Genomic DNA, 25,726 nt, shown 5'->3' with positions numbered 1-25,726 from the left:
AATACTACACTAACTCGAACCCCGACAAGCCAGCGTGCTGGGGGGGGGGAACGTATCCCCGCTGAAGTAGTCTGACTGAATTGCGCAATCGCTGCGATCACTTATTGGAGCGGCGACGACGGCGCGTTACACTGGATCGTGATAACAAGCGGAGGTATTTTCATTGACCACAGCCATTGTACGCCCAGCCAACCGCCGGAGCTGGCTCCCTGCAGCCCTCGTTACCCTTGTCGGTGCGCTGCTGCTGGCCACCGCCTCCGTCCCCGCCTTCAGCTATATCACCTATACCGACAGCCAGCGGGAAACCGTAGTCGAGCTGATAGAGCAGTTGGAGCAACGCCACTACGCCAAACTCAAATACGATGATCATCTGTCATCCATGCACCTGGACAATTACATCGACAGCCTCGATGGCGGCAGGATGTTTTTCACCGCCACCGACCTGGCCGAATTCGAGCGCTACCGGCAGAGCATGGATGAGGAGCTGCATGCGGGCAACCTGGAGGCGGGCTTCGCCATCTTCAACCGCTTCCAGAAGCGCCTTGAGGCGCGGCTCTCGACCATTGTGCATACGCTTGAGACGAGGGTTGCGGAAATGGATTTTACCGCCGACGAGGACTACCTCCTCGACGGCAAGTCCCGCCCCTGGGCCGCGGATGATGCCGAGCTCGACGATCGCTGGCGCCGGCATCTGAAGAACCAGGTCTTGAGCCTGCGCCTCGCGGAAAAGGACGAGCAGGAAATCGTGCCGACGCTGGTCAAGCGTTACAGCAATCAGCTCAAGCGGGTCAAACAGTACAACCATCAGGACGTCTTCCAGATCTACGCCAATGCCCTGACCGAGCTCTATGACCCCCACACCAACTATCTGTCCCCGCGTCGCTCCGAGAACTTCAACATCAACATGAGCCTGTCCCTGGAGGGCATTGGCGCAGTGCTGCAGATAGAAGACGAATACACCAAGGTGGCGCGCCTGGTGGCGGCGGGCCCCGCGGACAAACAGGGCGAGTTGCGCCCCTCGGACCGGATTACCGCTGTCGCCCAGGGCGAGGATGGCGATTTCGAGGATGTGGTCGGCTGGCGCCTGGACGAGGTGGTGGAACTGATTCGCGGCCCCAAAGGCTCCACCGTGCGTCTGCAGGTGATTCCGGCCAAGTCCCCCGCCACCGATATCCGCCGCGAAATCACCATAGTCCGCAATCAGGTCAAGCTAGAGGAACAGTCGGCGCAGAAGGAGATCATCGAAGTGCCCGCGGGCGACGACATGATGAAAATCGGTGTCATCGATATTCCGGCCTTTTACATCGACTTTGATGCCATGCGCCGCGGCGACGATGACTACAAGAGTACCACCCGGGATGTGCGCAAGCTGCTTGATGAGTTGCAGGAAGAGGGAGTTGACGGGATCGTCATCGACCTGCGCCACAATGGCGGTGGCTCCCTGCAGGAGGCCAATGAGCTGACCGGCCTGTTCATCGAATACGGTCCGACGGTACAGATCCGCCACTCGTCGCGGCGCGTCTGGCGCGATGGCAAGCGGGCGCGCACGCCCTACTACGATGGCCCGCTGGTCGTACTGATCAACCGGCTCAGCGCATCCGCCTCGGAAATCTTTGCCGGCGCCATTCAGGATTACCAGCGTGGCATTATTGTCGGTGACCGCTCCTTCGGCAAAGGTACCGTGCAGACCATGGTGCCCCTGACCGAGGGGCAGCTGAAATTGACCGAGTCCAAGTTCTACCGCATTTCCGGCGAAAGCACCCAGCATCGTGGCGTGGTTCCGGATGTACTGTTCCCCTCCCTCTTCGATCCTGAGCAGATCGGCGAGAGCGCGCTGGATCACGCCCTGAGCTGGGACCAGATCAACCCGGTGCGGCACCGTCGCTACGACGACATTACCTCGGTGATTCCCGAGATCACCCGGCTGTTCCGCAGTCGCAGCCACCAGGACCCGGAGTTTGTGTTCCTTGAGGAGCAGGTCGAACTGGCGGAGGAAGCCCGCGCCATCAAGACCCTGCCGCTCAATGAAGAAACCCGTATCGCGATGCGTGAAGAACAGGAACGCAAGGCCCTTGCCATCGAGAATCGGCGTCGCGCCGCGCTCGGCGAGGAGTTGCTCACAGACCTGGAAGATGACTTCCTTGAGGAAGATGAAGAGCTTGATGAGGACGCCGCCGACTCCGTTGACAAGCGCCCGGATGTCCTGTTGACGGAAGCGGGCAATGTTCTGGTGGATGCCCTCCTCCTGCGGCAACAGCGCTTTGCCCAGCACAGCCCGAGAGGCGGGCAAGAGGACTAGGTATTCTCGACAGGGTGGAGTTGACCATGGATTGGGCTGAGGGGTTGGGGGAATTGATGCCGGTCACCCGGCTGGACGAAGACCTGCGAATCGTATCGATGTCGCCCGCGGGCCTGCGCCTGAATGGTGTCACCATGGAGCAGGCGCGGGGCAAGACCCTGTCGGAGCTGGCCCAGCGCGAGGACATGGCCTTGGTGCTGCCTGCAGGCTGGCGCAGAACCAGTCCCATGCAGAAGGATCCTGTTGGTGGCTTGCTGGAGGATGCCGCCAGACTGTACGGCAATGCCACCGCCTGGGTCTGGCTGTTGACCCCCGCGGGACGCATGTTTCGGGGAATCCTGAATGTGGTGAAGCTGGCAGTTGGTTATGTCGTCTACCTGGCCAATATTGAGGACCCCTTCAATCGGAGCCTGGTCCGGGCCGACCAGGACGGGCACATCACGGACTCGCTTGGAGCTCGCTGGACCCTGCAGACCCTGCAGTTGTTCGAGGATTTCATCAGCGGCAATCCCCTGCACCAGATCGCCGCTGAACATGGCATCTCTACCAGCCGGGTGCGGTCTATCCTCGATGAGCTGGCGGCCGGCACGGGCTACAGTACAGCGGGCGCACTGCGAACGGCCATTTACCGTAGCTGTGCCGATGAACTGGTGCCCGCCCGGCAATCCATTTTTCCAGTCATGTCGGATGATTTGCCGGGGTTCCCCCGGTTCGACCGTCGACCGCTATAGGGTTGCACTCGCTTGCCACGCCTCCGCTACCGGATCTTCTCGGTGCTCGCATTGTCGGGGACCGTGCTTGCACTGCTGTTGACCGGGGACCAGCTGGAGCTGTTGACCAGTTGGCTGCCCTGGCCGGAAGGCGCGACAGTTGTCGGTTATTCGCATGTCGACAAACTGATGCACGCCGGGATGTTCGCTGTCTGCGGCTGTTTTATCGTCCTCGGCTGGCTGACCCGAAACCTGCAGATCCTGCCCCTGTCCGTCGGCCTGCTGGTATTGGGCGGGAGTACCGAATGGCTGCAGGGGTATATTCCCGGGCGCAGCGCGGATGTCTGGGACGTCGTCGCTGATGCCGCAGGTGCCGCTGCCGGTGTCGCTCTGGGCCTGTACTTGCTCCGGCGCCATGGGTCACCAGGCTGAGGAATCAGCTGTGCGATATGTTAACTTGGGACGGCGCGAACCGCAGCCAATACGCTCCTTCACAGGTGACCGATGAAACCCTACTCCCAGGCGTGTGAGAACAACAAGCAGCCCATCTTTGAATGCTTGCGGGACGTTCTTGTCGAACCGGGACTGGTCCTGGAGATTGGCAGCGGTACCGGGCAGCATGTCGAATATTTGGCGACGCAGCTACCGCACCTGCAGTGGCAGCCCACGAATCACCCATCGGCCGCTGATTGCGAGGAGCGTTTGCGCGAGGCTGCTCTGGCCAACGTTCTGCCGCCGCTGGCACTGGATGTCGCGGCCAGCAACTGGCCGCTGGTGGCCGCCGATGCCGCCTTCTCTGCCAACACGGCGCACATCATGGGCTGGCCGGAAGTGCAAGCCATGTTCCAGGGGCTTGCCGCCATCCTGCCGGAGGGGGCCCCGTTCTGTCTCTATGGCCCTTTCAATTATGGGGGAAGCTTCACCAGCGACAGCAACCGGGCCTTTGATCAGCATCTTCGCAGTCGCGCAGCGCACATGGGTATCAGGGATATCGAGGATCTGCTGGAGCTGGCGGCCCTGTCGGGCTTTATCCTGGCTGCAGACAACGCCATGCCGGCCAATAACCGGCTACTGGTCTGGCGCCGAACCTGAGCCCGGATCTGTTGCACCGAACCAGTCCAGTTCCCCCTGCAGGCGCACCACATCGCCCACGATAATCAGGGTGTGGGCGGAAGGTCTGGACTTCGCCACCACGCCGGCAATACTTGCCAGGCTGCCCGTCAACACTCTCTGCTCGGGTAACGTCGCCCGCTCTATGACCGCTACCGGTGTGTCCGGATCACGCCCGTGGGCAACCAGCTGCGAGCAGATCTCTTCCAGGCCCGCCAATCCCATGTAGAACACCAGGGTTTCGCTGGGCGACTGGAATTCATTCCAGCGGTGCTGCAACCGGTTGTCCTTGAGGTGGCCGGCAACGAAGCGCACTGACTGGGCATGATTGCGGTGCGTGAGCGGAATCCCCGCATAGCAGGCGGCGCCGCTGGCGGCGGTGATCCCGGGTACCACCTGGAAGGGAATATGGTGCCGGGCCAGCAGCTCGATCTCTTCGCCGCCGCGGCCAAAAATGAAGGGGTCGCCGCCCTTCAGGCGTGCCACCCGCCTGCCCTGCCGCGCCAGGTCCAGCAACTGCTGATTGATATCCGGCTGCGGCACGCTGTGTTGCGAGCGCTGCTTGCCGACATAGATGCGTTCCGCATCCCGTCGCGCCAGGTCGATAATCGCCGGGTTGACCAGGCGATCGTACAATACCACATCCGCTGCCTGTAGCAGCCGCAGCGCCTTGAACGTCATCAGGTCCGGGTCTCCCGGGCCTGCGCCGATGAGGTAGACCTCGCCCTGGTTCAGGCTTTTCGGGTTGCGCTGCTGCAGTGCCAGTAACTGCCCCAGAGATGCTCGCGCCTCCCCTTCCCTGCCTGCGAGTACCTTGCCGGCAATGGGGCCGTCAATGACCTGCTCCCAGAACCGACGCCGGTGTTCTACATCGGGCAGCGCCCGGGCCACGGTCGAGCGCAGACTGCGGGCAAACTGCGCCAGCCTGCCGTAGGCGGCGGGGACCATGGCCTCGATGCGCCGGCGCACCTGCCGCGCCAGCACCGGGCTGCCACCGTTGCTGCCGATCGCAATGACAAGGGGCGAGCGATCCACGATCGCGGGGAAGATGAAGCTGCACAATTCCGGTGAGTCCACCACATTGACCAGCATACCGGCGGTCCTGGCAGCGGCGGAAATTTCCGCATTGAGTGCCCGGTCGGGGGTGGCGACCACCACCAGGCGTGCGCCCTGCAGTTGCTCTGGCCCGTTATAGGGGCCGCGGATCCAGCGGTGGTGGGCACGCTCATCCGGCTGTACACCTTCCGGCAGACCCAAGAGCGCTGCCAGCTCATCACTGATGGCTGGCGCCACCACCGTGATCAGCGCCCCCGCTGCCGCCAGCAAGCGCGCCTTGCGGGTGCCGATCTCGCCGCCGCCCACCAACAACACCGGGACACCATCGAGCTTGAGGAACAGCGGCAGGGTTTCCATGCTACAGCGTCGTCAGGCCGCCCATATAGGGCGCCAGTACCGAGGGCACCGTCACCGAACCATCTGCCTGTTGGCAGTTTTCCAGAATTGCCACCAGGGTGCGGCCGACCGCGAGTCCGGAGCCGTTGATCGTGTGCAGCAGTTCGGGTTTGCCGGTCTCGGGGTTGCGCCAGCGCGCCTGCATGCGCCGGGCCTGGAAGTCACGAAAATTGCTGCAGGAGGAAATTTCCCGGTAGGTTTCCTGGGCCGGCAGCCACACTTCCAGATCGTAGGTGCGGTGGGCGGAAAAGCCGGTGTCGCCCGCGCACAGTGCCATCTTGCGGTAGGGCAGCTCCAGCAGCTGCAAGACCCGCTCGGCGTGGCCGGTCAGGGCCTCCAGGGCGGCATCGGATTCCTGCGGGCGCACCAACTGCACCAACTCCACCTTCTCGAACTGGTGCTGGCGAATCATGCCGCGGGTGTCGCGGCCGTAGCTGCCGGCCTCGCTGCGAAAACAGGGGCTGTGGCAGGCGAACCGAACACCGTGTTCACCCAGTTCCGCGTCTTCGAAGATACGGTCGCGGGCGACATTGGTGACCGGTACTTCGGCCGTCGGGATCAGGTAATAGTCCTGCTCCCCTTCCAGCTTGAACAGGTCTTCGGCGAACTTGGGCAATTGGCCGGTACCGTGCAGGGACTCCCAGTTGACGATATAGGGCACGTAGATCTCCCGGTAACCGTGTTCGCCGGTGTGCAGGTTGAGCATGAACTGGATCAGGGCCCGGTGCAGCCGTGCCAGGGGGCCGTACATGACGGTAAAGCGCGAGCCGGTAATCTTGCCCCCGGTCTCGGCGTCCAGCTGCTGCAGCTTCTCACCCAGCGCCACGTGATCCAGCACCGGGAAATCAAAGCGGCGCGGCTCGCCCCAGCGCGCCAGTTCCACATTCTCATCTTCGCCCTTGCCGTCGGGGACGTCCGTCGCCAGCAGGTTGGGAACTCCCGACAACAGCTCGTCGAGTTCCGCCTGTACGCGCTTTGCCTGGTCCGTGAGGTCGTCGAGTTGAGCTGCGATTTTCTCCAGAATCTCGTTGACCTGGGCCTTGGCGGCATCAACGCTCATGCCCTCGCCGACCAGCTGGCCGATTTTTTTCGAGGCGCTTTTCCGTTCCGCGAGAAGCGCCTGGCTGTCCATGTCCGCCTGCTTGCGGCGTGCGTCCAGTGCCTGAAAGGCGGCGACGTCAAACTCGAAGCCGCGACGAGCGAGTTGCGCGGCGACGGCTTCCGGGTCCTGGCGCACTGTCTTGATATCCAACATCGTGTCTGTCCTGTTGTTCGGTTTGCCCGGCGCCTACAGCAGAGCGCGGGTCAGGGTAATGGCGGCGCCGGCGCCGGCCACACAGAGCGCCACACTGGCCAGCATATAGCCCAGGGCCTGGCCTGCGTGACCCGATTCCCAGAGCGTAATCGCTTCCAGGGAGAAGGTGGAAAAGGTGGTAAATGCGCCGAGGAATCCCACCATCAGCACCCCGCGCCAGTCCGGGTGCAATACCTGTCTCTCCAGCAACACGAAAATCACGCCGATGCCGAAGGAGCCCGCAAAGTTGACCAGCAGCGTGCCCAGCGGAAAAACACCCTGCCATTGGGCCTGGGTCCACTGCGCCAGCAGGTAGCGCGATACCGAGCCGGTGGCGCCACCGAGGGCTATGAACAACAGGTATTGCATGGGCTTGTCATGGCGGCCGCTCAGAAGGGGCGCATTGTACTGATTTTGTCGCTGAAAGGCAGCAGGTCAGGGATAGCGCTGGCGTGGACTGTCGCGGTCGCGCTGGCGCAAATAGTCCAGCTTGGCGCGGATTTTCTGCTCCAGGCCGCGATCAACCGGCGCATAGTAGTGGCGCTCGCGCAGGGCCTCCGGGAAGTAATTTTCGCCCGCGGCATAGCCCTCCTCCTCATCGTGGGCATAGCGGTAGTCGTCGCCGTGGCCCTCGGCCTGCATCAGTGCCGTGGGTGCGTTGCGCAGGTGCAGCGGCACCTCGTCGCTGCCATGGGCGCCCACATCCACCATCGCAGCCTTGAACGCGCTGTACACCGCGTTGCTCTTCGGCGCGCAGGCCAGGTAGACCACGGCCTGGGCGATGGCCAGTTCGCCCTCGGGGCTGCCCAGGCGTTCCTGTACCTGCCAGGCATCCAGGCAAAGCCCCATGGCCCGCGGGTCGGCATTGCCGATATCCTCGCTGGCCATGCGCACCACGCGGCGGGCCAGGTACAGCGGGTCACAGCCGCCATCGAGCATACGGCAGAGCCAGTACAAGGCGGCGTCCGGAGAGGAACCGCGCACTGCCTTGTGCAGCGCGCTGATCTGGTCGTAGAAGAGGTCGCCGCCCTTGTCGAACCGGCGCAGTGAGGCCTGCAGTACTTCCGCCAGGGTCGTTGCGGTGATCTCGCGCCCGGCCGCACCCTCCTCCGCCAGGTCCGCCGCCAGCTCCAGCAGGTTCAGGGCGCGGCGGGCATCGCCGTCGGCCTGGGTGGCAATCTGGCGCAGGCAGTCCGCGCTTGCGGTCACTGCCGGTTCCATAGCGGCCAGGCCGCGCCGCAGCACGTCCAGCAGGTCGGCGTCCTCAAGCGAGCGCAGTTTGTAGACGCGGGAGCGGGACAGCAGCGCATTGTTGAGCTCGAAAGACGGATTCTCCGTGGTGGCGCCAATAAAAATCACCGTTCCGTCCTCCACATGCGGCAGGAAGGCGTCCTGCTGGGACTTGTTGAAGCGGTGTACCTCGTCGACAAACAGCACGGTGTCGCGGCCCGCTGCACGGTGTTGCCGGGCCTGGGCGATCGCCTCCCGGATCTCCCTGACCCCGGACAGTACCGCGGAAAGCTGCAGGAACTGGGCATTACCGGCAGCAGCAACAATCCGTGCCAGCGTGGTCTTGCCCACGCCGGGCGGGCCCCAGAAGATCATTGAGTGCAGCTGTTGCCGTTCTATCGCCTGGCGCAGGGGCTTGCCGGGCCCCAGCAGGTGACTCTGGCCGGCAAACTCTTCCAGGGTCAACGGACGCAGGCGCGCAGCCAGTGGCTGGTAACCCGGGTCTGGCACGTCGCTGAACAGGTCGGTGCTCATGACATGCCTGCGCGATCGCCCGCGGAGCGGGCTCCTACATTATTCTTCATTGTAGAGCAGGTCCGCGTCCGGCGGCGGGCTGAAGTCGAAGTCCATCGGCGCCAGTGGGCTGGTCGTGTCCAGGCCAGTGAACTCGATCACCACCTGCTGGTTGAGGTTATCCAGCACCTCCATGCCGCGAACTTCGGCGCCGGCAATGGTCAGGGCCAATTGCAGGAAACCGGCATCCGGATTGTGCGGCTGCAGCACGAAACGGCCGTCGGCGTCCCGGCTGACCACATAGTCCCGGCGCAGGGCCTCGCCGTCACCGCCCAGCACCTGCAACGGCGTCATGGCTTCGCTGCCGGCCACGGGGCGCCGCGTCACGGTTTCCAGGTCGCGGTCGTGATGCCACAGATACTCGGGATTGGCGATAATAAGCTGGCTGTCGGGGCTGTTGATCTCCCAGGCGAAGTAGCCGGGCCGCAGCAGCTTGAAGCGGCCCGTGGACTCGGCGCTGACGCTGCCATCGGCGGCGTACTGACGCTGGTGAAACTCACCCTGCAGGCGCTCAATGCCCTGCAGTGCCTGCAGCAGTTCGTCCACGGGCTCGGCCCGCAGGGCGGGCGCCAACAGCAGGCAAAGTACAACACCTGCAGCAAGGCTGGCGCGCAGATGGAGACGGATCAGGGCATGGGGCACGGCGGTTTTCCTGTGTGCGGGGACATTGATGGACACTGCTGCAGTTACTCTGGCGGTGGCGGCGCCAGTACTTCACGCTGGCCGTTGCTGCTCATCTCGCTGACCACGCCCGCCTGCTCCATGGCCTCGATCAGGCGCGCCGCCCGGTTGTAACCAATGCGCAGCTTGCGCTGGACCGAAGAAATGGAGGCGCGCCGGCTCTGGGTCACGTAGTGCACTGCCTCGTCGTAGAGATTGTCACTCTCGGGATCTTCGTCACCATTACTGGCCTGGAGTTCCCCGGCGGTGACCGGCGTAGTGCTGCCCTCGTCGAGCAGGCCGTCGATATATTTTGGTTGCCCGCGCCGTTTCCAGTCCGCGACCACCCGGTGCACTTCCTCGTCAGAGCAGAAAGCGCCGTGGACCCGGGTCGGCAGCCCCGAGCCCGGCGGCAGATAGAGCATGTCGCCGTGGCCCAGCAACTGCTCCGCCCCGCCCTGGTCGAGAATGGTGCGAGAGTCAATCTTGGATGACACCTGGAAAGCGATCCGGGTGGGGATGTTGGCCTTGATCAGACCGGTAATGACGTCGACCGAAGGGCGCTGGGTGGCCAGGATCAGGTGGATGCCCGCAGCCCGCGCCTTCTGGGCGATACGCGCGATCAGTTCCTCGACCTTCTTGCCGACGATCATCATCATGTCGGCGAACTCGTCGATCACCACGACAATCGACGGCAGGTGTTCCAGTGCTGGCGCCACCTGCTCCTCATCGGTGACCGCAAACAGGGGGTCCGGTTTCCAGGTCGGATCCACTATCGGCTTGCCCTCCTTGATCGCGTCGGCAATCTTGCGGTTGTAACCCGCCAGGTTGCGCACGCCCAGGTGCGCCATCAGCTTGTAGCGGCGCTCCATTTCCGCCACGCACCAGCGCAGGCCATTGGCGGCATCCTTCATGTCGGTGATGACCGGGGTCAACAGGTGCGGAATGCCGTCATAGACCGACAGTTCCAGCATTTTCGGGTCCACCATCATCAGCCGTACTTCCGCGGGAGTGGACTTGTACAAGAGGCTCAGGAGCATGGCGTTGACGCCCACGGACTTGCCGGAGCCGGTGGTGCCCGCCACCAGCAGGTGCGGCATCTTCGCCAGGTCTGCCACCACCGGTTCACCGGAGATGTCGTGGCCCAGGGCCAGGGTCAGCGGTGACTTGGAGTGGTCGAAGGCCCGGGATGACAGTACCTCGCGGAAATTGACGATCTCCCGGTCCTCATTGGGAATTTCAATGCCCACCACCGACTTGCCGGGGATCACCTCGACCACCCGCACACTGATCACCGCCAGCGAGCGCGCCAGGTCCTTGGCCAGGTTGGAAATGCGTGACACCTTCACTCCCGCGGCCGGCTGGATCTCGAAGCGGGTGATTACCGGGCCGGGGTAGACCGCCACTACCTCGGCGCTGATACCGAAATCCGCCAGCTTCAATTCCAGCAGCCGCGACATGCCCGAGAGCGCTTCCTCGGAGAATCCCTTGTCAGGATCCTTGATCTGCGCATCCAGCAGGCCCAGAGCTGGCAACTCGCCGGTTACCGGCGCGTCGAACAACACCTGTTGTTTCTCTTTCTCGACCCGCTCGCTCTTCTCAACCTTGGGTGTGAAAGGCTTGATCTTCGGTGGCTTGCGCTGCTTGCTGCGCTCCACGTGCTCGTCGATGACCGCCTTGCGCGCCTCCAGGGCCTTCTCCCGCTCGCGGCGGTCCCGGATCCGGTCGAAGGTGGCGATGAACCAGCGCTGCGAACGCCCGTAGAGCCCCAGGCTCCAGCGCCCGAGGCGCTCGCTCAGCTTCAGCCAACTGAGGTCGGTGAAGATGGTCATGCCGAACAGGAATACAGCGAGCAGGATCAGCCTGCTGCCGATGGCACTGAAGGCTGCGGTAAAGGCATCGCCGATCGCCTGGCCGAGAATGCCGCCGGCGCCCTGGGGCAGGCCGGAATTGCCGCTTTCATTCATCGCGGCCAGCGCCGTTCCGGCGATCATCACCAGCACCAGGCCCAGGCCGCGGATGCTGAACGTGACCCAGTCAAAGGCCTTGTGACTGTGACGCTCGCGGAGGATGATCAGGGCGCGGTAGGCCAGCAGCAGCGGAAACAGGTACGCCGCGTAACCCACCAGCGAGAAGGCGACGTCCGCGACCCAGGCGCCAGTGGGACCGCCGGCGTTGGCGATACGGGTGCCGACGCCGGTCGCCGACCAGCCCGGGTCCTGGGGACTGTAGGTGGTCAGTGCCAGCAACAGGTACAGGCAGATGGCGCCAACGGCGATAAAAGCCCCCTCGCGCAGTCGCGGGCCCAATACAGTGTCGTTGCGGGTTTTTTCCGGCACGCCTTGCTATCCCCTTGTGCACGCTGGCGAAAAGCCAGTGCCGCGCAAATTACTTCGGCAATTGTGACTTATTTTATGATGATATTCAAAAGCTTATAACGGATATTTAGAAATGGCCTCGGCTTTGCCGACAGGCGGGCTTTACATTACCATAGCGTGCCCCCATTAACTCCCGGGGTCAGCGGCCTGCGTGGCCGACACGAGCACCTCATTTAACACCAGCAATCGGGAAATGACCACTATGAGCGACGTCCAACACCACCCCCTGATCATTCTGGGTTCCGGGCCCGCGGGCTATACTGCCGCCGTCTACGCCGCAAGGGCCAACCTGAAGCCTGTTGTGATCACGGGGATGCAACAGGGCGGGCAGCTCACCACTACTACCGAAGTGGAAAACTGGCCCGGCGGCCATGCGGAACTGCAGGGGCCCGAACTCATGCAGCAGATGCAGGCCCATGTGGAGCGCTTCGAGACCTCGGTGGTCTTCGATCACATCGACGCGGTCGACCTTGCGGTACGCCCCTTCCAGCTGACCGGCAGCAACCGCTACAGCTGCGATGCGCTGATCATAGCGACCGGCGCCTCCGCCCAGTACCTGGGCCTGTCCAGCGAGGAGGCCTTCATGGGCAAGGGCGTTAGCGCCTGTGCCACCTGCGACGGCTTTTTCTACCGCAACCAGAAGGTGGCGGTGATCGGCGGCGGCAATACCGCGGTGGAGGAAGCGCTGTATCTCGCCAATATTGCGTCAGAGGTGACACTGGTGCATCGCCGCGACAGCCTGCGGGCGGAAAAGGTGCTGCAGGATCGCCTGTTCAAGCGTGAGCAGGAAGGCAAGGTACGGATTCTCTGGAACCATACCCTGGATGAGGTGCTGGGCGATGCCAGCGGCGTCACCGGCATGCGGGTCAAATCCACCGCGGACGATGACACCACCGACATCGACCTCGCCGGCGTATTCATCGCCATTGGCCACAAGCCCAATACCGACATGTTCCAGGGCCAGCTGGCCATGCAGAATGGCTATATCACCATCCACAGCGGCACCGAGGGCAACGCCACGGCGACCAGCGTGGCTGGCGTGTTTGCCGCCGGTGACGTGGGCGACCACGTCTACCGCCAGGCCATCACCTCGGCGGGCTTCGGTTGCATGGCGGCGCTGGACGCGGAAAAGTACCTCGACAACCTGGCCTGACACTGTGGCAGGGATCGTCCGCCTGGCGCCGGGGCAGGATTTCCCTTCTACCCGCCTGGCCCTTGATTACCCCAACGGCCTGCTGGCTGCCGGTGGCGGGCTCGCCCCCGAGCGACTTCTGGCAGCCTACCGCCGGGGCATCTTTCCCTGGTACGAGGCGCCACAGCCGGTGCTGTGGTGGACCCCGGACCCTCGCTCCGTCCTCTATCTGGAAGATCTCCATGTCGCCCGCTCCCTGCGCAAGACCCTGCGCCGCAACCAGTTCGGGCTGGCGGTGGACCGGCGTTTCGCTGCGGTGATCACGGCCTGCGCTGGCCCCCGCCGGGGCAGTGATGGCACCTGGATTGGCGAGGAGATGCTGCAGGCCTACCTGGGCCTGCATCGCCGCGGCATTGCCCACTCCGTGGAGGTGCTGGACCTGGATGGCCAGCTGGCAGGTGGGGTGTATGGGGTTGCAGTCGGGCGGATGTTCTTCGGCGAGTCGATGTTTTCGCGGCTGCCCAGCGCCTCCCGGGTGGCACTGGTTGCCCTGGTGCACATTCTCCGCCGCGGCGGCTTCCGGCTGATTGACTGTCAGGTGGAAAGTGCGCACATGAACACAATGGGGGCACGCAACATCAGCAGGCTGGACTTTGAGGCGGAGCTTGCCCAAACTGTGGATGAGATTGTTGATCCGGCGATCTGGGCCCTGCCGGCCTACTGCGGAGACCTGCTACCGTGACCTCATCCCTGCGGGACCTGAAGGTGTATACCACCTACCCCCACACCTGCAGCTACCTGAAAGACCAGGAAGCCACAACCCTGTTTATCGATCCCCGGCAGGAGGTGGACCAATTGCTCTACAGCCGGCTGTCGCACATGGGCTTTCGCCGCAGCGGCAACCATATCTACCGGCCCCATTGCGGTCGCTGCAATGCCTGCATCCCGGCCCGGATTCCCGTCAACCGGTTTGCCCCCAACCGCGCCCAGCGCCGCACCTGGGCCCGCAACGCGGATTTGCGGGTGCAGCGCTGCGACGACATCCGCGACGAGGCGGCCTACGATCTCTACTACCGCTACATCGAGCAGCGCCACGCAGACGGTGACATGTACCCGCCGGACCGCGAGCAGTACCAGTCCTTTCTCAACAATGCCTGGGGCTGCACCCGCTACTACCGTTTTTTCGCCGGCGAGCGCCTGCTGGGAATCGCGGTGGTGGATGTCCTGATCGACGGCCTGTCGGCCATCTACACCTTCTTTGAACCCGGAGAGGAGCGCCGCAGCCTCGGCAGCTACGCCATACTCTGGCAGATCGAGCAGGCGCAGGAGATGGGCCTGGATTATTTGTACCTGGGTTACTGGATCCGCGATTGCGACAAGATGTCGTACAAGGCCGCGTACCAGCCGCTGGAGCTGTATGTCGACAGCCAGTGGCAGGGGGGTCCTTAAACTGAATCTGAAAATGGAGGCTCGGGTCGGAATCGAACCGGCGTTGACGGATTTGCAATCCGCTGCATAACCACTCTGCCACCGAGCCATTTTAAATCTGTCGTACCCACGGTGGTTATCGGGGGTAGATGTTGGAGCGGGAAACCGGGTTCGAACCGGCGACCTCAACCTTGGCAAGGTTGCGCTCTACCAACTGAGCTATTCCCGCACTGTTACTTCGTTACTACTGCCGCGCTGGTCGCTGGAACCGGCGAGGCTGGGCGCCCCCCCTCAACCTTGGCAAGGTTGCGCTCTACCAACTGAGCTATTCCCGCACTGTTACTTCGTTACTACTGCCGCGCTGGTCGCCGGAACCGGCGAGGCTGGGCGCCCCCCCTCAACCTTGGCAAGGTTGCGCTCTACCAACTGAGCTATTCCCGCAGTTCTCGCATGTCCAGCAGGGAGGCACGCGTGAGGGCGCCTATTCTATGAGTTGTGCGGCCCCTGTCAAGGAGAACGGTCGTCGTCCTGCGTTTTCATGACTTCCGCGGCAGCCCGCAGGTAGATGATCATCGACCAGAGGGTCAGTACGGCGGCTGCGTAGAGCATCAGGTAGCACAGGGCCAGCAGCCAGCTTTCATCGCGTACCGGGTCGATGGCCAGCAGGCCGATGATGGCGATCATCTGGAACGCGGTCTTGACCTTGCCGATGTAGGACACGGCCACGGAGGTGCGCTGGCCCAGCTCGGCCATCCACTCCCGCAGCGCGGAGACCACAATCTCGCGGCCGATGATGACGCTGGCGGCGAGGGTCAACAGGATGGTGTCGTGACGCTCCACCAGCAACACCAGGGCCACGGCCACCATCAGCTTGTCCGCCACCGGATCGAGGAAGGCGCCAAACTTGGTCATCTGCCCCAGGCGCCGGGCCAGGTAACCGTCCAGCCAGTCGGTGACGGCCGCCACGGTGAATATCACGGCGGCGACCAGCAGGTGGTGCGTAAACGGCATGTAGAAAACGACCACGAGTACCGGGATCAGAAGGATGCGCATGATAGTCAGCGCGTTGGGAATATTGATGCTCAAGTTGTTGGCTACTCTTCCAGGGGGCCACTGCCATGCAGGTGATCGTATATCTGTTGCGCCAGCGTTGCACTGATCCCGCTGATTTTTTTCAGCTCGGCGACGTTGGCATTGCTGACCCCGGCGGCGCTGCCGAAGTGGCGCAGCAACTCCCGCCGGCGCTTCGCCCCGATACCGGGGATACCTTCCAGGCTGGATTGCGTGCGAGTCTTGTCCCTGCGGGCGCGATGGCCTGTGATGGCAAAGCGGTGGGCCTCGTCGCGAATCGCCTGGATCAGGTGCAGGGCCGGATTGTCGCCGCGCAGTTGCTGCTCGGCGCCGCCCTGGCCGCGGACCAGGGTCTCGAAACCCGCTTTACGGGTGACGCCCTTGGCGACGCCCACTACCTCGATTCCCGATAGCTGCAGGTCCGCCAGTACGCTCATGGCCTGGGCGACCTGGCCCTTGCCACCGTCAATGAAGAGAATGTCCGGCAGGCTGCCCTCCCCCGCCTGCAGGCGCTTGTAACGCCGCTCCAGAGCCTGCTGCATGGCCGCGTAGTCATCGCCGGCGGTGATCCCGTCGATGTTGAAGCGGCGGTAATCGGATTTGCGCGGGCCGTTCTGGTCGAATACCACACAGGATGCGACGGTGGCCTCGCCGGAGCTGTGGCTGATATCGAAGCACTCCATGCGCTCGGGTAACCGGGACAAGCCGAGTTGCGCCTGCAATGCCTGCAGGCGCTCCAGGGTGGACTGGCGCCCCGCCAGGTGTGAGCGCAAGTTGGTTTCCGCCGTCTGCTGCGCCAGCTGCAGCCAGCGCGCCCGGGCATCCCGTACCCGCGAGCGGATCGCCACCTTGCGCCCGGCCTGGGTTGTCAGCGCCCGAGCCAGGCTGTCGCTCCCATCGGGCAATTCATTGACGATGATCTCGCCGGGTATGGGGCGGGCCGCGGCCAGGTAAAACTGGGGCAGGAACGCCGCCAGCACCTCGTCGATACTTTCATCCAGTTTCAACGGCGGGTAATAGGTCTTGCTGCCCAGCACCTGGGCATTGCGCACGAACAATACCTGGACACAGGCGCGGCCGCCCTCGACGACGGCAGCGAGGATATCCAGCTCGCCGCTGGCGCCCTCGATGCCCTGGCTGGCCTGGACATGCTGCAACTGGCTCAGCTGGTCGCGATACACGGCCGCCTTTTCATACTCCAGCGCCGCCGCGGCCTGTTCCATGTCATCCGCCAGCCGCACCATCAGCTCCTGCGACTTGCCGCCCAGGAACAGGGCGGTGTGCTGTACCTGCTCCGCATAGTCCTCCGCGGAGACCAGGCCGACACAGGGCGCGGTGCAGCGGTCGATCTGGTGCTGCAGGCAGGGTCGGGAGCGGTTGCGGAAAAAACTGTCCTCGCACTGGCGCACCCGGAACACTTTCTGCAGGAAATGCAGGGATTCACGCACTGCCGAGGCGCTGGGGTAGGGCCCGAAGTAGGTGCCCTTGCGGCGCTTGGCGCCCCGATGCAGGCTCAGGCGCGGAAATTCATCCTCGGTGGACAGGAAAATATAGGGATAGGATTTGTCGTCCCGCAGCAGGATGTTGTAGGGCGGCCGGTGACTCTTGATCAGGTTGTGTTCCAGCAACAGCGCATCCACCTCGGTGGAGGTCACCGTGACCTGGATGTCGGCGATCTTTGCCACCAGTGCCATGGTCTTGGTGGTCAGTCCACTGGCGCGGAAGTAGCTGCTGACCCGGGCGCGCAGATTGCGGGCCTTGCCCACGTAGAGCAGTTTGCCCTCGGCGTCGTACATCTGGTAGACGCCCGGCCGGGTGGTCAGCTGCTTGAGGAAACTTTCCTGATCGAAACCGCTCACGCCGGTTCTCCGTAGACCCGCGGTTCCAGTTCCAGCGTAATCGCAAATTTCGCCTCTACGTCAGCCTGGATGTCAGCTGCCAGACCCAGCAGCTCGCTGCCATCGTCGGCGCCGTAGTTTACCAGTACCAGGGCGTGGCCCGGATGCACCCCGACGGCGCCGCGACGGCAGCCCTTCCAGCCGGCGCGCTCGATCAGCCAGGCCGCGGGGAGCTTGCTGTACCCGGGGCCGGCCGGATACAGCGGCAGCTCGGGATATTCAGCGCACAGTGCTTCCGCCCGGGCCCGGGGCAGCAGCGGGTTCTTGAAGAAACTGCCGACATTGGGCTCCCGGACCGGGTCCGGGAGTTTGGCCTGGCGCAGGGCTACCACCGCGTCGAATACCGCCTGTGGTGTCGGCGAATCCGCATCGCCACGCTGCTCAAGGGCTTCCCGCAGGCCGGGGTAGCTCGTTTCGGGCGTGGTCCACACGGGTAGTCGCAGATCCACGTGGGTGATCACGACCTGGTCGCGCAACGCCTGCTTGAACACGCTGTCGCGGTAGCCAAAGCGGCAGTCCGCCTGGCTCAGGCGCAGCGGGCTGGCATCCGCGCAGCGCAGGGCGTGGACGGCGGCAACGAAGGGCCCCAGCTCACGACCATAGGCACCGATATTCTGCACCGGGGCGGCGCCCATCGTGCCAGGGATCAGAGCCAGGTTCTCCAGCCCGCAGTAGCCTTCGGCCACTGTCCAGGCCACCAGCGCGTGCCAGTTCTCGCCCGCCCCGATGCGCAACAGCACCTGCTCGTCGTCCCGCTGCAGCACCTCGCGACCTGTGAGTTGAACCTGCAGCACCAGGGCATTGATCTTCGGCAGCAGAACGACATTGCTGCCCTCCCCCAGCGGGACTACGGCGAGTTTGTTGCTGCGCGCCCAGCGCAGGGCCCGCTCCAGCTCGGCGGTGCTGGTGACGCAGCGCAGGGCGCGGGGGCTGGAGTGCAGCCGCAGGGTATTGCGCGGCCGGGGCGCAATTTCAACTCCGCTCACGGCGTCCAATCTCTGCCAGCAATCCCTCGTTGGCAGCCTCCACCAGCTCCAGCACCCGGACAAAGCCGCCACCATCTCCGTAATAGGGATCCGGAACTTCGCGCTCGGGGGCCTGCGGCGCGAAGTCCAGCAGCAGGCCGATATGCCCGGCGTAGTCCAGCGGCGCTTCCCGGCGCAGGATCTCGAGATTGCTCTCATCCATCGCCAGCATGTAGTCGAAGTCGAAATAATCCTCCCAGCAAAGCTGCCGTGCTCGCAGCGGGCTGAGATCGTAGCCGCGCTCCCGCGCCGCCGCGACGCTGCGCGGATCCGGCGGCTTGCCGACATGCCAGCCGGCAGTGCCACAGGAGTCTACCCGGATGTGTCCGGCCAGGCCACGCTCCTGCACCCACAGGCGCAATACCGCGTCGGCGGTTGGTGAGCGACAGATATTGCCGAGGCAGACGAACAGCACACGGGTAACAGCATCAGTCATTATGGCCCTCCGCCAGCAGTGCATTGATGGCCGCGAGGTCGGCAGCGGTATCCACCCCGCCGGGCACGGGCACGACGGCTGGAGCGACGTGGATGGCGACGTCATGGTACAGCGCCCGCAGCTGCTCCAGTTGCTCCAGCCGCTCCAGTGGCGCTGGCGGCCAGCTGACATAGCGGTGCAGGAATCCGACCCGATAGGCGTAGATGCCAATGTGACGCTGCCAGTGCTCGCCCTCGGGCATCGTTTCAGGGTCCGAGGCGAAGCTGTCCCGGGCCCAGGGTATGGCGGCACGGCTGAAATACAGCGCACTACCGCGAGCATCGAACACCACCTTGACCACGTTCGGATTGTGCAGCTCGTGGCGATCGCGGATGGGCACGCACAGGGTTGCCACGCCGCAGTCCGGATTGGCCGCCAGGTTGGCCGCGACCTGGTTGATCACTGCCGGCGGAATCAGCGGCTCATCGCCCTGCACGTTGACCAGGATGGCGTCATCATCCAGTGCCAGCAGGCGCGCGACTTCCTGCAGCCGGTCGGTGCCGGACGGGTGCGCGGGATCGGTCATGCAGACCTCCGCGCCAAACGCTTCCGCCACGTCCCGTATCCGCGCGTCATCAGTGGCAATGAGTACCCGCTCGGCATCACTCTGCCGGGCCCGCTGCCAGACCCGCTCGATCATCGGCCGGCCGCCGATGTCCAGCAGGGGTTTGCCGGGCAGCCGGGTGGAAGCGTGGCGAGCGGGAATAACAACGGTAAATGACATACGGATTCCGGGGTTCAGGGCTCGGGCCGGGTCAGGGCAGCGACCCGGTTCACCAGGGCTGGGGGCAGCCGGGCACTGATTCTCAGGTACCACAGGTTCTCCCCCACGCCACCCTGGCCGGCGAAGGCGCGACATTTTACCGCGTCTTTCTCGGTCATGATAAGCGGTCGCTCGCCGAGCCCGGCAAAGTCATCGGCGACAAAGGCGTGGTGGTCGGCAAAACCGTGCCCCGTGACCTGGTAGCCCATTGCCTCGAGGCTGGCGAAGAATTGCCCCGGCTGGCCGATGCCGGCGATGGCGTGGACGGCGGCTCCCTGCGCCGGCGGTGGTGCCTCACCGTCGTCGAGCAGGGGCAGCAGGCCGTCGATGACATAGTCTACGCTGGTGTCCGGCTCCTTGCCGCCCCGGTACAGGATCCAGTCCACTGTGCGCAAGCGCGCTACGGGCTCGCGCAGCGGTCCCGCGGGCAGGCAGAAGCCGTTGCCCAGCAGACGCTGCGCGTCCAGCAGCGCAATCTCGAAATCCCGGGCCAGGGCATAGTGCTGCAGGCCGTCATCGCAGAGCACCAGATCCACGGGCGTCGCCGCCAGCAGGGCCCGCACCGCCGCTGGCCGGTCGGGCGCAACCACACAGGGCACACCAGTGCGCTGGTAGATCAGGAGAGGTTCGTCACCGCAGTCCGCGGCACTACTGGTGGCGTCGACCCGGTGCGGAAAGGTGGCGCCGCTGGCCGCGCCATAACCGCGGCTGACGACGCCGGGGCGCAGGCCCCTCGCCTGCAGGGCCTCCACCAGGGCAATCACCACCGGCGTCTTGCCGGTGCCGCCGACAGTAATGTTGCCCACCACCACCACGGGTACGGGCGCCCGATACACAGTGCAAAGCCCGGTGCGGAAAGCCTGGCGGCGCAGCCATGTCAGCAGCCGGTAGACCAGTTCCAGTGGCCGCAGCAACCACAGCCAGGCGGCTCCCGCATACCAGGCTCTGACCAGCGCAGGCTCGGCAGTTCGCTCAGTCACTGAATTCCTGACGGTAGAGCTGGGCGTAGAGACCGTCCTGGGCCAGCAACTCGGTGTGGCTGCCGCTGGCGATGATCTCTCCGGCATCCATCACCACGATGCGGTCGGCGCGCTCCACGGTGGACAGGCGGTGGGCAATCACGATCGAGGTGCGGTTCTGCATAATGGTATCCAGGGCGCGCTGGATACGGTGCTCGGACTCGTTGTCCAGGGCCGAGGTGGCCTCGTCGAGAATCAGAACCGGTGCGTCCTTGAGGATTGCCCGGGCTATGGCCAGGCGCTGGCGCTGGCCGCCGCTGAGGCCGGAGCCATCGTCGCCGAGGACCGTGTCCAGGCCCGCGGGCAGCTGGTCGATGAACTCCATGGCATGCGCGGATTCGCAGGCGGCAGTCACCGCCTCGCGACTGGCACCGGCGAGGTCACCGTAGGCGATATTGTTGAACACGGTATCGTTGAAGAGCGTCACATTCTGGGAGACCATCGCCAGCTGGCGCCGCAGGTTGCCCAGCTGGTAGTCGGCAATCGGTACGCCGTCCAGGGTGATGCGGCCCTGCTGCACCGGATAGAACCGCGCCAGCAACTGGATCAGGGTGCTCTTGCCGCTGCCCGAGCGCCCCACCAGGGCCACGGACTCCCCGGCCTTGATGCTGAAATTGATGTTCCGCAGGACGTTCTGGTCGCTACCCGGGTAGGCGAAACTGAGCTGCTCGAAGGCAATGTCGCCCCGCGCCCGGTTCACGCTGTGAGTGCCGGTATCGGGTTCGTCCTCGAGATCCAGCTGGGCGAAAATATCCTCCGCCGCCGCCAGCCCGCGCTGGATCACGCTCTGGACGCTGCTGACCTGGCGGATGGGCTTGCCCAGCAGTCCCGCCGCGGTCAGGAACGCGACCAGAGAGCCGGCACTGAAGCCGCTCAAAATGTCGGGGCTCAGGGCAAACCACACCATGGCGCCCAGGGCCACTGCCAGCATGGTCTGTATCACCGGGGTGCTGAGGGCATCCACCAGCGCCAGTTTCAGGCTCTGGTTGCGATTGTAGGCACTGGCGAACTCAAAGCGATCGCCCTGCTGCCGCTGTCCCCCGAACAGGCGCACTTCCTTGTAGCCGCCGATGCTCTCATTGGAGACCTGGGTGACATCGCCCATGGAATCCTGGATGCGCCGGCTATAGCGCCGAAAATGCTTGCCGACCACTGACACCACCAACGCGATACACGGCGCCACCAGGATGAAAATCAGACTCAGGCGCCAGTTCAGGTAGAACAGGTAGCTGAGCAGGCCGATGACGGTCAGCCCCTCCCCCACCACGACCTTGAGTGCTTTGGTGGCAGCGCCGGTGACCTGCTCCACATTGAAGGTGATCTTGGAGATCAGTACGCCCTGGCTGTGACTGTCATAGTAGCTGCTGGGGGCAAGCAGCATTTTGTTGAACAGCTCCCGGCGCATTTCGTGCACCAGGTTGCGAGCGACATGGTTCATGAAATAGCTGCCGGCGAAGTAACCCATGGCGCGGGTAAATGCCAGCACCACCATCGCTACCGGCACGCCAATGCGGGCGAATTCCAGTGTGGTCATGTCGCCCGCGTCAAGCAGTTTGTAGGCGGCGCCCGCTACCAGGCCGTTTGCGGCTTCTGCAGACCCGTTCAGAGAGTCCAGCAGGAACTGCATCAGGTCCGCCAGCAGGACGTTGCCGAGTGAGTACAGGACGTAGCCGGCGATGCTCAGGGCAAACAGATACCAGTAGGGCAGCACGTAGCGCAACAGGCGCCGGTACAGGCGCCAGTCGCTGCCGTCGCGGGCGGGGACCTCAGTCACCGGTCGCAGTCTCCGCCGGTTGCCGGGTACTGATGCTGAGATGCACAAACCCCATTTGCCCCGCCGCATCCATCGCGCGAACGACATCCTGGTGGCTGGCCTGGGCGTCGGCCGCGATCACCAGTGGCAGGGTGGTATCGCCGGCGGAAACCTTGTAGATCGCCGACTGGATGGTGCGCACACGGTTGTCAACCAGCGGCTGGCCATTGACCCGATAGCGGCCCTGCTCGTCCACCAGGACTTCCACTTGCTGTTCCGGCGCGTCCCGGGCCTCGCCGCTGGCCTCGGGCAGGTCCAGGGAGAGCTGGGTCTCGCGGGTAAAGGTGGTCGACACCATGAAGAAGATCAGCAGCAGGAATACCACATCAATGAGCGGGGTCAGGTTGACGCTGACTTCGCCCGGACGCTGGCGGCGGAACTTCAATTGTGCTCGTCCCGGCGTTCGTCATTATGCAGGGCGTCCATCAGCTTGATGGTTTCCTGCTCCAGCCCGACCACGATGGCGTCGATGCGGCCGGTGAAATAGCGGTGCATGACCAGTGCCGGGATGGCTACCGCCAGTCCGGCAGCGGTGGTGATCAGGGCCTCGGAAATTCCTCCCGCCAGGGCGCTGGCGTTGCCGGTACCCTGGGCCATGATCTGGGCGAACACCTTGATCATCCCGACCACGGTGCCCAGCAGACCCAGTAGCGGCGCGATGGCGGCAATGGTGCCGAGAGTGTTGAGATAGCGTTCCAGCTCGTGCACCACATGGCTGGCGGCGTCCTGGATGCTCTCCTTCATGACCTCGCGACCATGGCTGGCGTTGACGAGTCCCGCGGCCAGGATTCTTCCCAGCGGCGAGGACTGCCGCAGGTTGCGCAGGCGGGTACTGTCGAGCTCGCCGGCCTTGAGCTGCTTCCAGACCGTGGCCAGCAGGTGTGGAGGCGAGATCTTTTTGGGGTTGAGGGTATAGAGCCGCTCAATACAGATGGCAAGGGCCACAATGGAGCAGAGCAGGATCAGCACCATCAGCCAGCCGCCCGCGGTTACCAGTTCCAGCACAATAAGAATCCGTAGCCATAGTCAGGCCGCATTATACGCACAGGGCAGCTACTGTTCCCAGTAGCGAGGGAAGCGGCTGCGGTGAGCCAGCAGCTGTGGCGCCTGACCCGGGCGCAGGGTCCACTCCAGCGCCCCTTCCAGGGCAGTGCTGCGGGTGGCAATGCCCAGTAGCGCATGGCGCTCGGTGACCGCTGCGGCGGGGTGTCCGTAATGGTTGGCGCGGCCGTGGGTGTACACCACCAGTGACGGATCCACCTGTTTCAGCCAGGCGCTCGACGACGAGGTATTGCTGCCGTGGTGGGGCGCCAGTACCAGGTCACTGGCCAGGCTCTCGCGCCAGTAGCGCACCAGTTGCCGCTCGCGATCGGCGCCGATATCGCCGGGCAGCAGCAGGCTGTGGCCGTGAGCCTGCAGGCGCAAGACACAGGAACCGTCGTTGCGAGCGAGCGCCTCGCCAGTTGCGGGCGCAAGGACCTGGAAGCGAACGCCGCCGGGCCAGCGCCAGGCCATGCCGGCCCGGCATACCGTCGCTCCCGGCTCAGCTGCCATGTCAGCGCCCACCAGCAGTGTCTCCAGGGGCAGGCGCGCGCGCAGGGTGTCCAGGCCTGCGCTGTGATCGTGGTCAGCGTGACTGACGATCAGGGTATCCAGGCGGCTGATACCGCGGCTGCGTAACAGGGGCAGGATGACCGAGTCCGCCAGGTCAGGGCCTCCGGGCACGCCGCCGCCGGTATCATAGAGCATGGCGTGATCGCGGTCATAGACCAGTACCGCGGTGCCCTGTCCTACATCGAGGGCGATGATTTGCACCGCATCGGCCGCGGCTGTTCGCTGACCGTGCAGCGGCAACAGCAGGGGCAGCAGCAAGGGCGTCAACAGCAGCAGTTTTCGGAGGCTGCGCAGCGGCATCACCGCCAGTGCCAGGGCAACAAGCGCCAGCGCCACTGCCGGGAGGGTCGGGGTCAGCGTGGCATACAGCCATTCCGGGTGGTCTTGCGCGCCTGCCTGGCCCAAGGGCAACAGCTGTTGCAGTGGCCAGGCCGCCAGCCCCCAGGCTTTGCCCGCCAGGTTGCCGCTGAACGGCGCCAGCATCACTCCCAGCAACGCCAGCGGCACCACGCCCAGGCCCATCAGCGGCACCAGTACCGCGTTCGCCGCGGCCGCCACCTGGCTGGCGCCGCCAAACCACCAGCCGGAGAGCGGCAACATCGCCAGGCACATGTAGGCGTGGGTTCCCAGCCAGCGCCCGGCGAGGCCGGACCGGGGTCGCCACAGGGCCAGCCACAACAGGCAGGCGACCGAGCCGAAGGACAACCAGAACCCCGCCCCCAGTGCCGCCAGCGGGTTCAGAGCCAACAGTAGCGCGGCGGCCAGCAGCAGATTGTTCCAGGACAGGCCCGGCCGCCCGCACAGGCTCGCCAGCAGGAAACAGAACAGCATCAGCCAGGCCCTGGTGGTGGCGAGGCTGAAACCGGCCAGAGTCGTGTAGGCCGTAGCGAAAACCAGTGCGGACAGAGGCCCGACCAGGGCGCTGCCGCGATAAATCCCCGCCAGCGCCAGGCCCCGCACCAGAATCCCCCCCAGCAGAAACCCGCAGGCGGCCACCATGCCCACGTGCAGTCCCGAGATGACCAGCAGATGGCTGATCCCGTACTGGCGGAACAGGGTCCACATGGCGTGGTCCAGGCCGCTGCGGTCGGCCACCACCAGCGCCCGCAGGATGGCACTCGCAGAGCCTTCCCCGAGAGCGGCCAGGATCTGCTCGCTGAGCCGCTGTCGGTAGTGCTGGTGCATGGCCGCGACCCCCGGCTCCGCCAAACGCAGCGCCGGCGCTGCGCTGCGGACGCTGCCCACGGCATCAATGCCGGTCTGCGCGTACCAGGCCTGCATGTTGAACGAACCGGGATTGACCAGGCCCCAGGGACGGCGCAGCAGCACGTCGAGCTGCCAGCGCTCGCCCGCTGTCAGCTGCGGCTCGCCAGGCGCGTTCAACAGCAGCCTGCGCGGGCCGCGGCAGTGGGCCAGAGACAGCGGGTCGCTGAGGAATTCGAAGCGCTGCTGGCGACGCCCGTCGGGATACAGCGTGACCCTGGGCAGGCTGGCGACAGTACCGGTCACCGACAGCGGTACCCGTTCACAGGCATCGGGAAGGCGTCGCTCCAACAGGGCATGACCGTAGCTCACTGCCAGCCCTGCCCCGGCCACGCAGGCTGCCAGGGTACGCCAGTGGCCCCGCCTGCAAGACAGCAGCACTGCCGCCAGGCCCAGCAGTACTCCTCCCCACGCTGGCGGCAGCGCCGGTGCCTGGCCAACGCCGATAATGCTGGCAACAAAACCGCCAAGCGCGGGTCTCATTGATGGTTCTGCGGGGTTTTTGCCTTCATAATGCCA

23 protein-coding genes and 2 tRNA genes are annotated in these 25,726 nt (G+C 64.6%); 7 read left to right on the top strand and 18 right to left on the bottom strand.

Features of this window, described 5'->3' with window-relative positions:
* Positions 1-163 precede the first annotated feature (163 nt).
* From RLO07_RS16525 to RLO07_RS16510, 4 genes are all read left to right on the top strand, one after another.
* Entirely contained in the window at positions 164-2,299 is a 2,136-nt protein-coding gene (locus RLO07_RS16525; RefSeq protein WP_462293243.1) for a carboxy terminal-processing peptidase, read from the top strand.
* A gap of 26 nt (positions 2,300-2,325) precedes the next feature.
* Entirely contained in the window at positions 2,326-3,030 is a 705-nt protein-coding gene (locus RLO07_RS16520) for a PAS domain-containing protein (RefSeq protein ID WP_462293242.1), read from the top strand.
* Between the two features lie 12 nt (positions 3,031-3,042).
* Complete coding sequence (locus RLO07_RS16515; RefSeq protein ID WP_462293241.1) at positions 3,043-3,441, top strand: VanZ family protein; 399 nt, start codon at positions 3,043-3,045, stop codon at positions 3,439-3,441.
* Positions 3,442-3,513: 72 nt separating this feature from the next.
* Entirely contained in the window at positions 3,514-4,101 is a 588-nt protein-coding gene (locus RLO07_RS16510) for a DUF938 domain-containing protein (protein WP_462293240.1), read from the top strand.
* Here RLO07_RS16510 and cysG read toward each other — a convergent pair.
* The 6 genes from cysG to RLO07_RS16480 form a co-directional block, all read right to left on the bottom strand.
* The gene (gene cysG / locus RLO07_RS16505; protein WP_462293239.1) at positions 4,078-5,532 is read right to left on the bottom strand and encodes a siroheme synthase CysG; all 1,455 of its coding nucleotides are present in this window, start codon (positions 5,530-5,532) and stop codon (positions 4,078-4,080) included. The genes RLO07_RS16510 and cysG overlap by 24 nt on opposite strands.
* Position 5,533: 1 nt before the next feature.
* A complete protein-coding gene (serS, locus tag RLO07_RS16500) occupies positions 5,534-6,826 on the bottom strand; it encodes a serine--tRNA ligase (protein WP_462293238.1) in 1,293 nt (430 codons plus the stop codon).
* 33 nt (positions 6,827-6,859) lie between these two features.
* Complete coding sequence (gene crcB, locus RLO07_RS16495; protein ID WP_462293237.1) at positions 6,860-7,234, bottom strand: fluoride efflux transporter CrcB; 375 nt, start codon at positions 7,232-7,234, stop codon at positions 6,860-6,862.
* A 66-nt stretch (positions 7,235-7,300) separates the two neighbouring features.
* Positions 7,301-8,629, bottom strand: coding sequence for a replication-associated recombination protein A (locus tag RLO07_RS16490; protein WP_462293236.1), 1,329 nt, complete (start codon positions 8,627-8,629; stop codon positions 7,301-7,303).
* A gap of 39 nt (positions 8,630-8,668) precedes the next feature.
* Positions 8,669-9,310, bottom strand: a complete 642-nt coding sequence (locus tag RLO07_RS16485; protein ID WP_462293235.1) for a LolA family protein — start codon at positions 9,308-9,310, stop codon at positions 8,669-8,671.
* 44 nt (positions 9,311-9,354) lie between these two features.
* Complete coding sequence (locus tag RLO07_RS16480; RefSeq protein ID WP_462293234.1) at positions 9,355-11,667, bottom strand: DNA translocase FtsK; 2,313 nt, start codon at positions 11,665-11,667, stop codon at positions 9,355-9,357.
* A 241-nt stretch (positions 11,668-11,908) separates the two neighbouring features.
* Here RLO07_RS16480 and trxB point away from each other — a divergent pair, with 241 nt between their 5' ends.
* Genes trxB through RLO07_RS16465 form a run of 3 tightly spaced genes read left to right on the top strand, consistent with a single transcriptional unit; the run spans position 11,909 to position 14,287 of the window.
* A complete protein-coding gene (gene trxB, locus RLO07_RS16475; RefSeq protein WP_462293233.1) occupies positions 11,909-12,859 on the top strand; it encodes a thioredoxin-disulfide reductase in 951 nt (316 codons plus the stop codon).
* A 4-nt stretch (positions 12,860-12,863) separates the two neighbouring features.
* Entirely contained in the window at positions 12,864-13,580 is a 717-nt protein-coding gene (aat, locus tag RLO07_RS16470; protein ID WP_462293232.1) for a leucyl/phenylalanyl-tRNA--protein transferase, read from the top strand.
* Positions 13,577-14,287, top strand: a complete 711-nt coding sequence (locus RLO07_RS16465) for an arginyltransferase (protein ID WP_462293231.1) — start codon at positions 13,577-13,579, stop codon at positions 14,285-14,287. Before aat ends, RLO07_RS16465 begins: the two co-directional genes overlap by 4 nt.
* A 14-nt stretch (positions 14,288-14,301) precedes the next feature.
* Here RLO07_RS16465 and RLO07_RS16460 read toward each other — a convergent pair.
* The 12 genes from RLO07_RS16460 to RLO07_RS16405 form a co-directional block, all read right to left on the bottom strand.
* Positions 14,302-14,375, bottom strand: a tRNA-Cys gene (locus tag RLO07_RS16460).
* A 44-nt stretch (positions 14,376-14,419) separates the two neighbouring features.
* Positions 14,420-14,495: transfer RNA gene (locus RLO07_RS16455), tRNA-Gly, on the bottom strand.
* A 278-nt stretch (positions 14,496-14,773) separates the two neighbouring features.
* Positions 14,774-15,346 (bottom strand): CDP-diacylglycerol--glycerol-3-phosphate 3-phosphatidyltransferase, encoded by a 573-nt coding sequence (gene pgsA, locus RLO07_RS16450; protein ID WP_462293505.1) that lies wholly within the window; start codon positions 15,344-15,346, stop codon positions 14,774-14,776.
* 14 nt (positions 15,347-15,360) lie between these two features.
* Positions 15,361-17,196: an excinuclease ABC subunit UvrC gene (uvrC, locus tag RLO07_RS16445; RefSeq protein WP_462293230.1), complete on the bottom strand. Its 1,836-nt coding sequence runs from the start codon at positions 17,194-17,196 to the stop codon at positions 15,361-15,363.
* On the bottom strand, positions 17,193-18,221 hold the full coding sequence (gene murB, locus RLO07_RS16440; RefSeq protein WP_462293229.1) for a UDP-N-acetylmuramate dehydrogenase: 1,029 nt from the start codon (positions 18,219-18,221) through the stop codon (positions 17,193-17,195). Before murB ends, uvrC begins: the two co-directional genes overlap by 4 nt.
* Positions 18,208-18,696 (bottom strand): low molecular weight protein-tyrosine-phosphatase, encoded by a 489-nt coding sequence (locus RLO07_RS16435; RefSeq protein ID WP_462293228.1) that lies wholly within the window; start codon positions 18,694-18,696, stop codon positions 18,208-18,210. The genes murB and RLO07_RS16435 overlap by 14 nt, the downstream gene beginning before the upstream one ends.
* Positions 18,689-19,459, bottom strand: a complete 771-nt coding sequence (gene kdsB, locus RLO07_RS16430) for a 3-deoxy-manno-octulosonate cytidylyltransferase (protein WP_462293227.1) — start codon at positions 19,457-19,459, stop codon at positions 18,689-18,691. The genes RLO07_RS16435 and kdsB overlap by 8 nt, the downstream gene beginning before the upstream one ends.
* 14 nt (positions 19,460-19,473) lie before the next feature.
* Complete coding sequence (gene lpxK / locus RLO07_RS16425; protein ID WP_462293226.1) at positions 19,474-20,478, bottom strand: tetraacyldisaccharide 4'-kinase; 1,005 nt, start codon at positions 20,476-20,478, stop codon at positions 19,474-19,476.
* Positions 20,471-22,291: a lipid A export permease/ATP-binding protein MsbA gene (msbA, locus tag RLO07_RS16420; protein WP_462293225.1), complete on the bottom strand. Its 1,821-nt coding sequence runs from the start codon at positions 22,289-22,291 to the stop codon at positions 20,471-20,473. The genes lpxK and msbA overlap by 8 nt, the downstream gene beginning before the upstream one ends.
* Positions 22,284-22,715, bottom strand: a complete 432-nt coding sequence (locus RLO07_RS16415) for an ExbD/TolR family protein (protein WP_462293224.1) — start codon at positions 22,713-22,715, stop codon at positions 22,284-22,286. Before RLO07_RS16415 ends, msbA begins: the two co-directional genes overlap by 8 nt.
* Complete coding sequence (locus RLO07_RS16410; protein WP_462293223.1) at positions 22,712-23,335, bottom strand: MotA/TolQ/ExbB proton channel family protein; 624 nt, start codon at positions 23,333-23,335, stop codon at positions 22,712-22,714. Before RLO07_RS16410 ends, RLO07_RS16415 begins: the two co-directional genes overlap by 4 nt.
* Before the next feature lie 48 nt (positions 23,336-23,383).
* On the bottom strand, positions 23,384-25,690 hold the full coding sequence (locus RLO07_RS16405) for a DNA internalization-related competence protein ComEC/Rec2 (protein ID WP_462293222.1): 2,307 nt from the start codon (positions 25,688-25,690) through the stop codon (positions 23,384-23,386).
* Between the last annotated feature and the right edge of the window lie 36 nt (positions 25,691-25,726).

The organism is Haliea sp. (assembly GCF_040221975.1).
Classification (GTDB): domain Bacteria; phylum Pseudomonadota; class Gammaproteobacteria; order Pseudomonadales; family Halieaceae; genus Haliea.
Note: the sequence above shows the minus strand (reverse complement) of the source record. Positions and strands in the feature narration are given on the sequence as shown.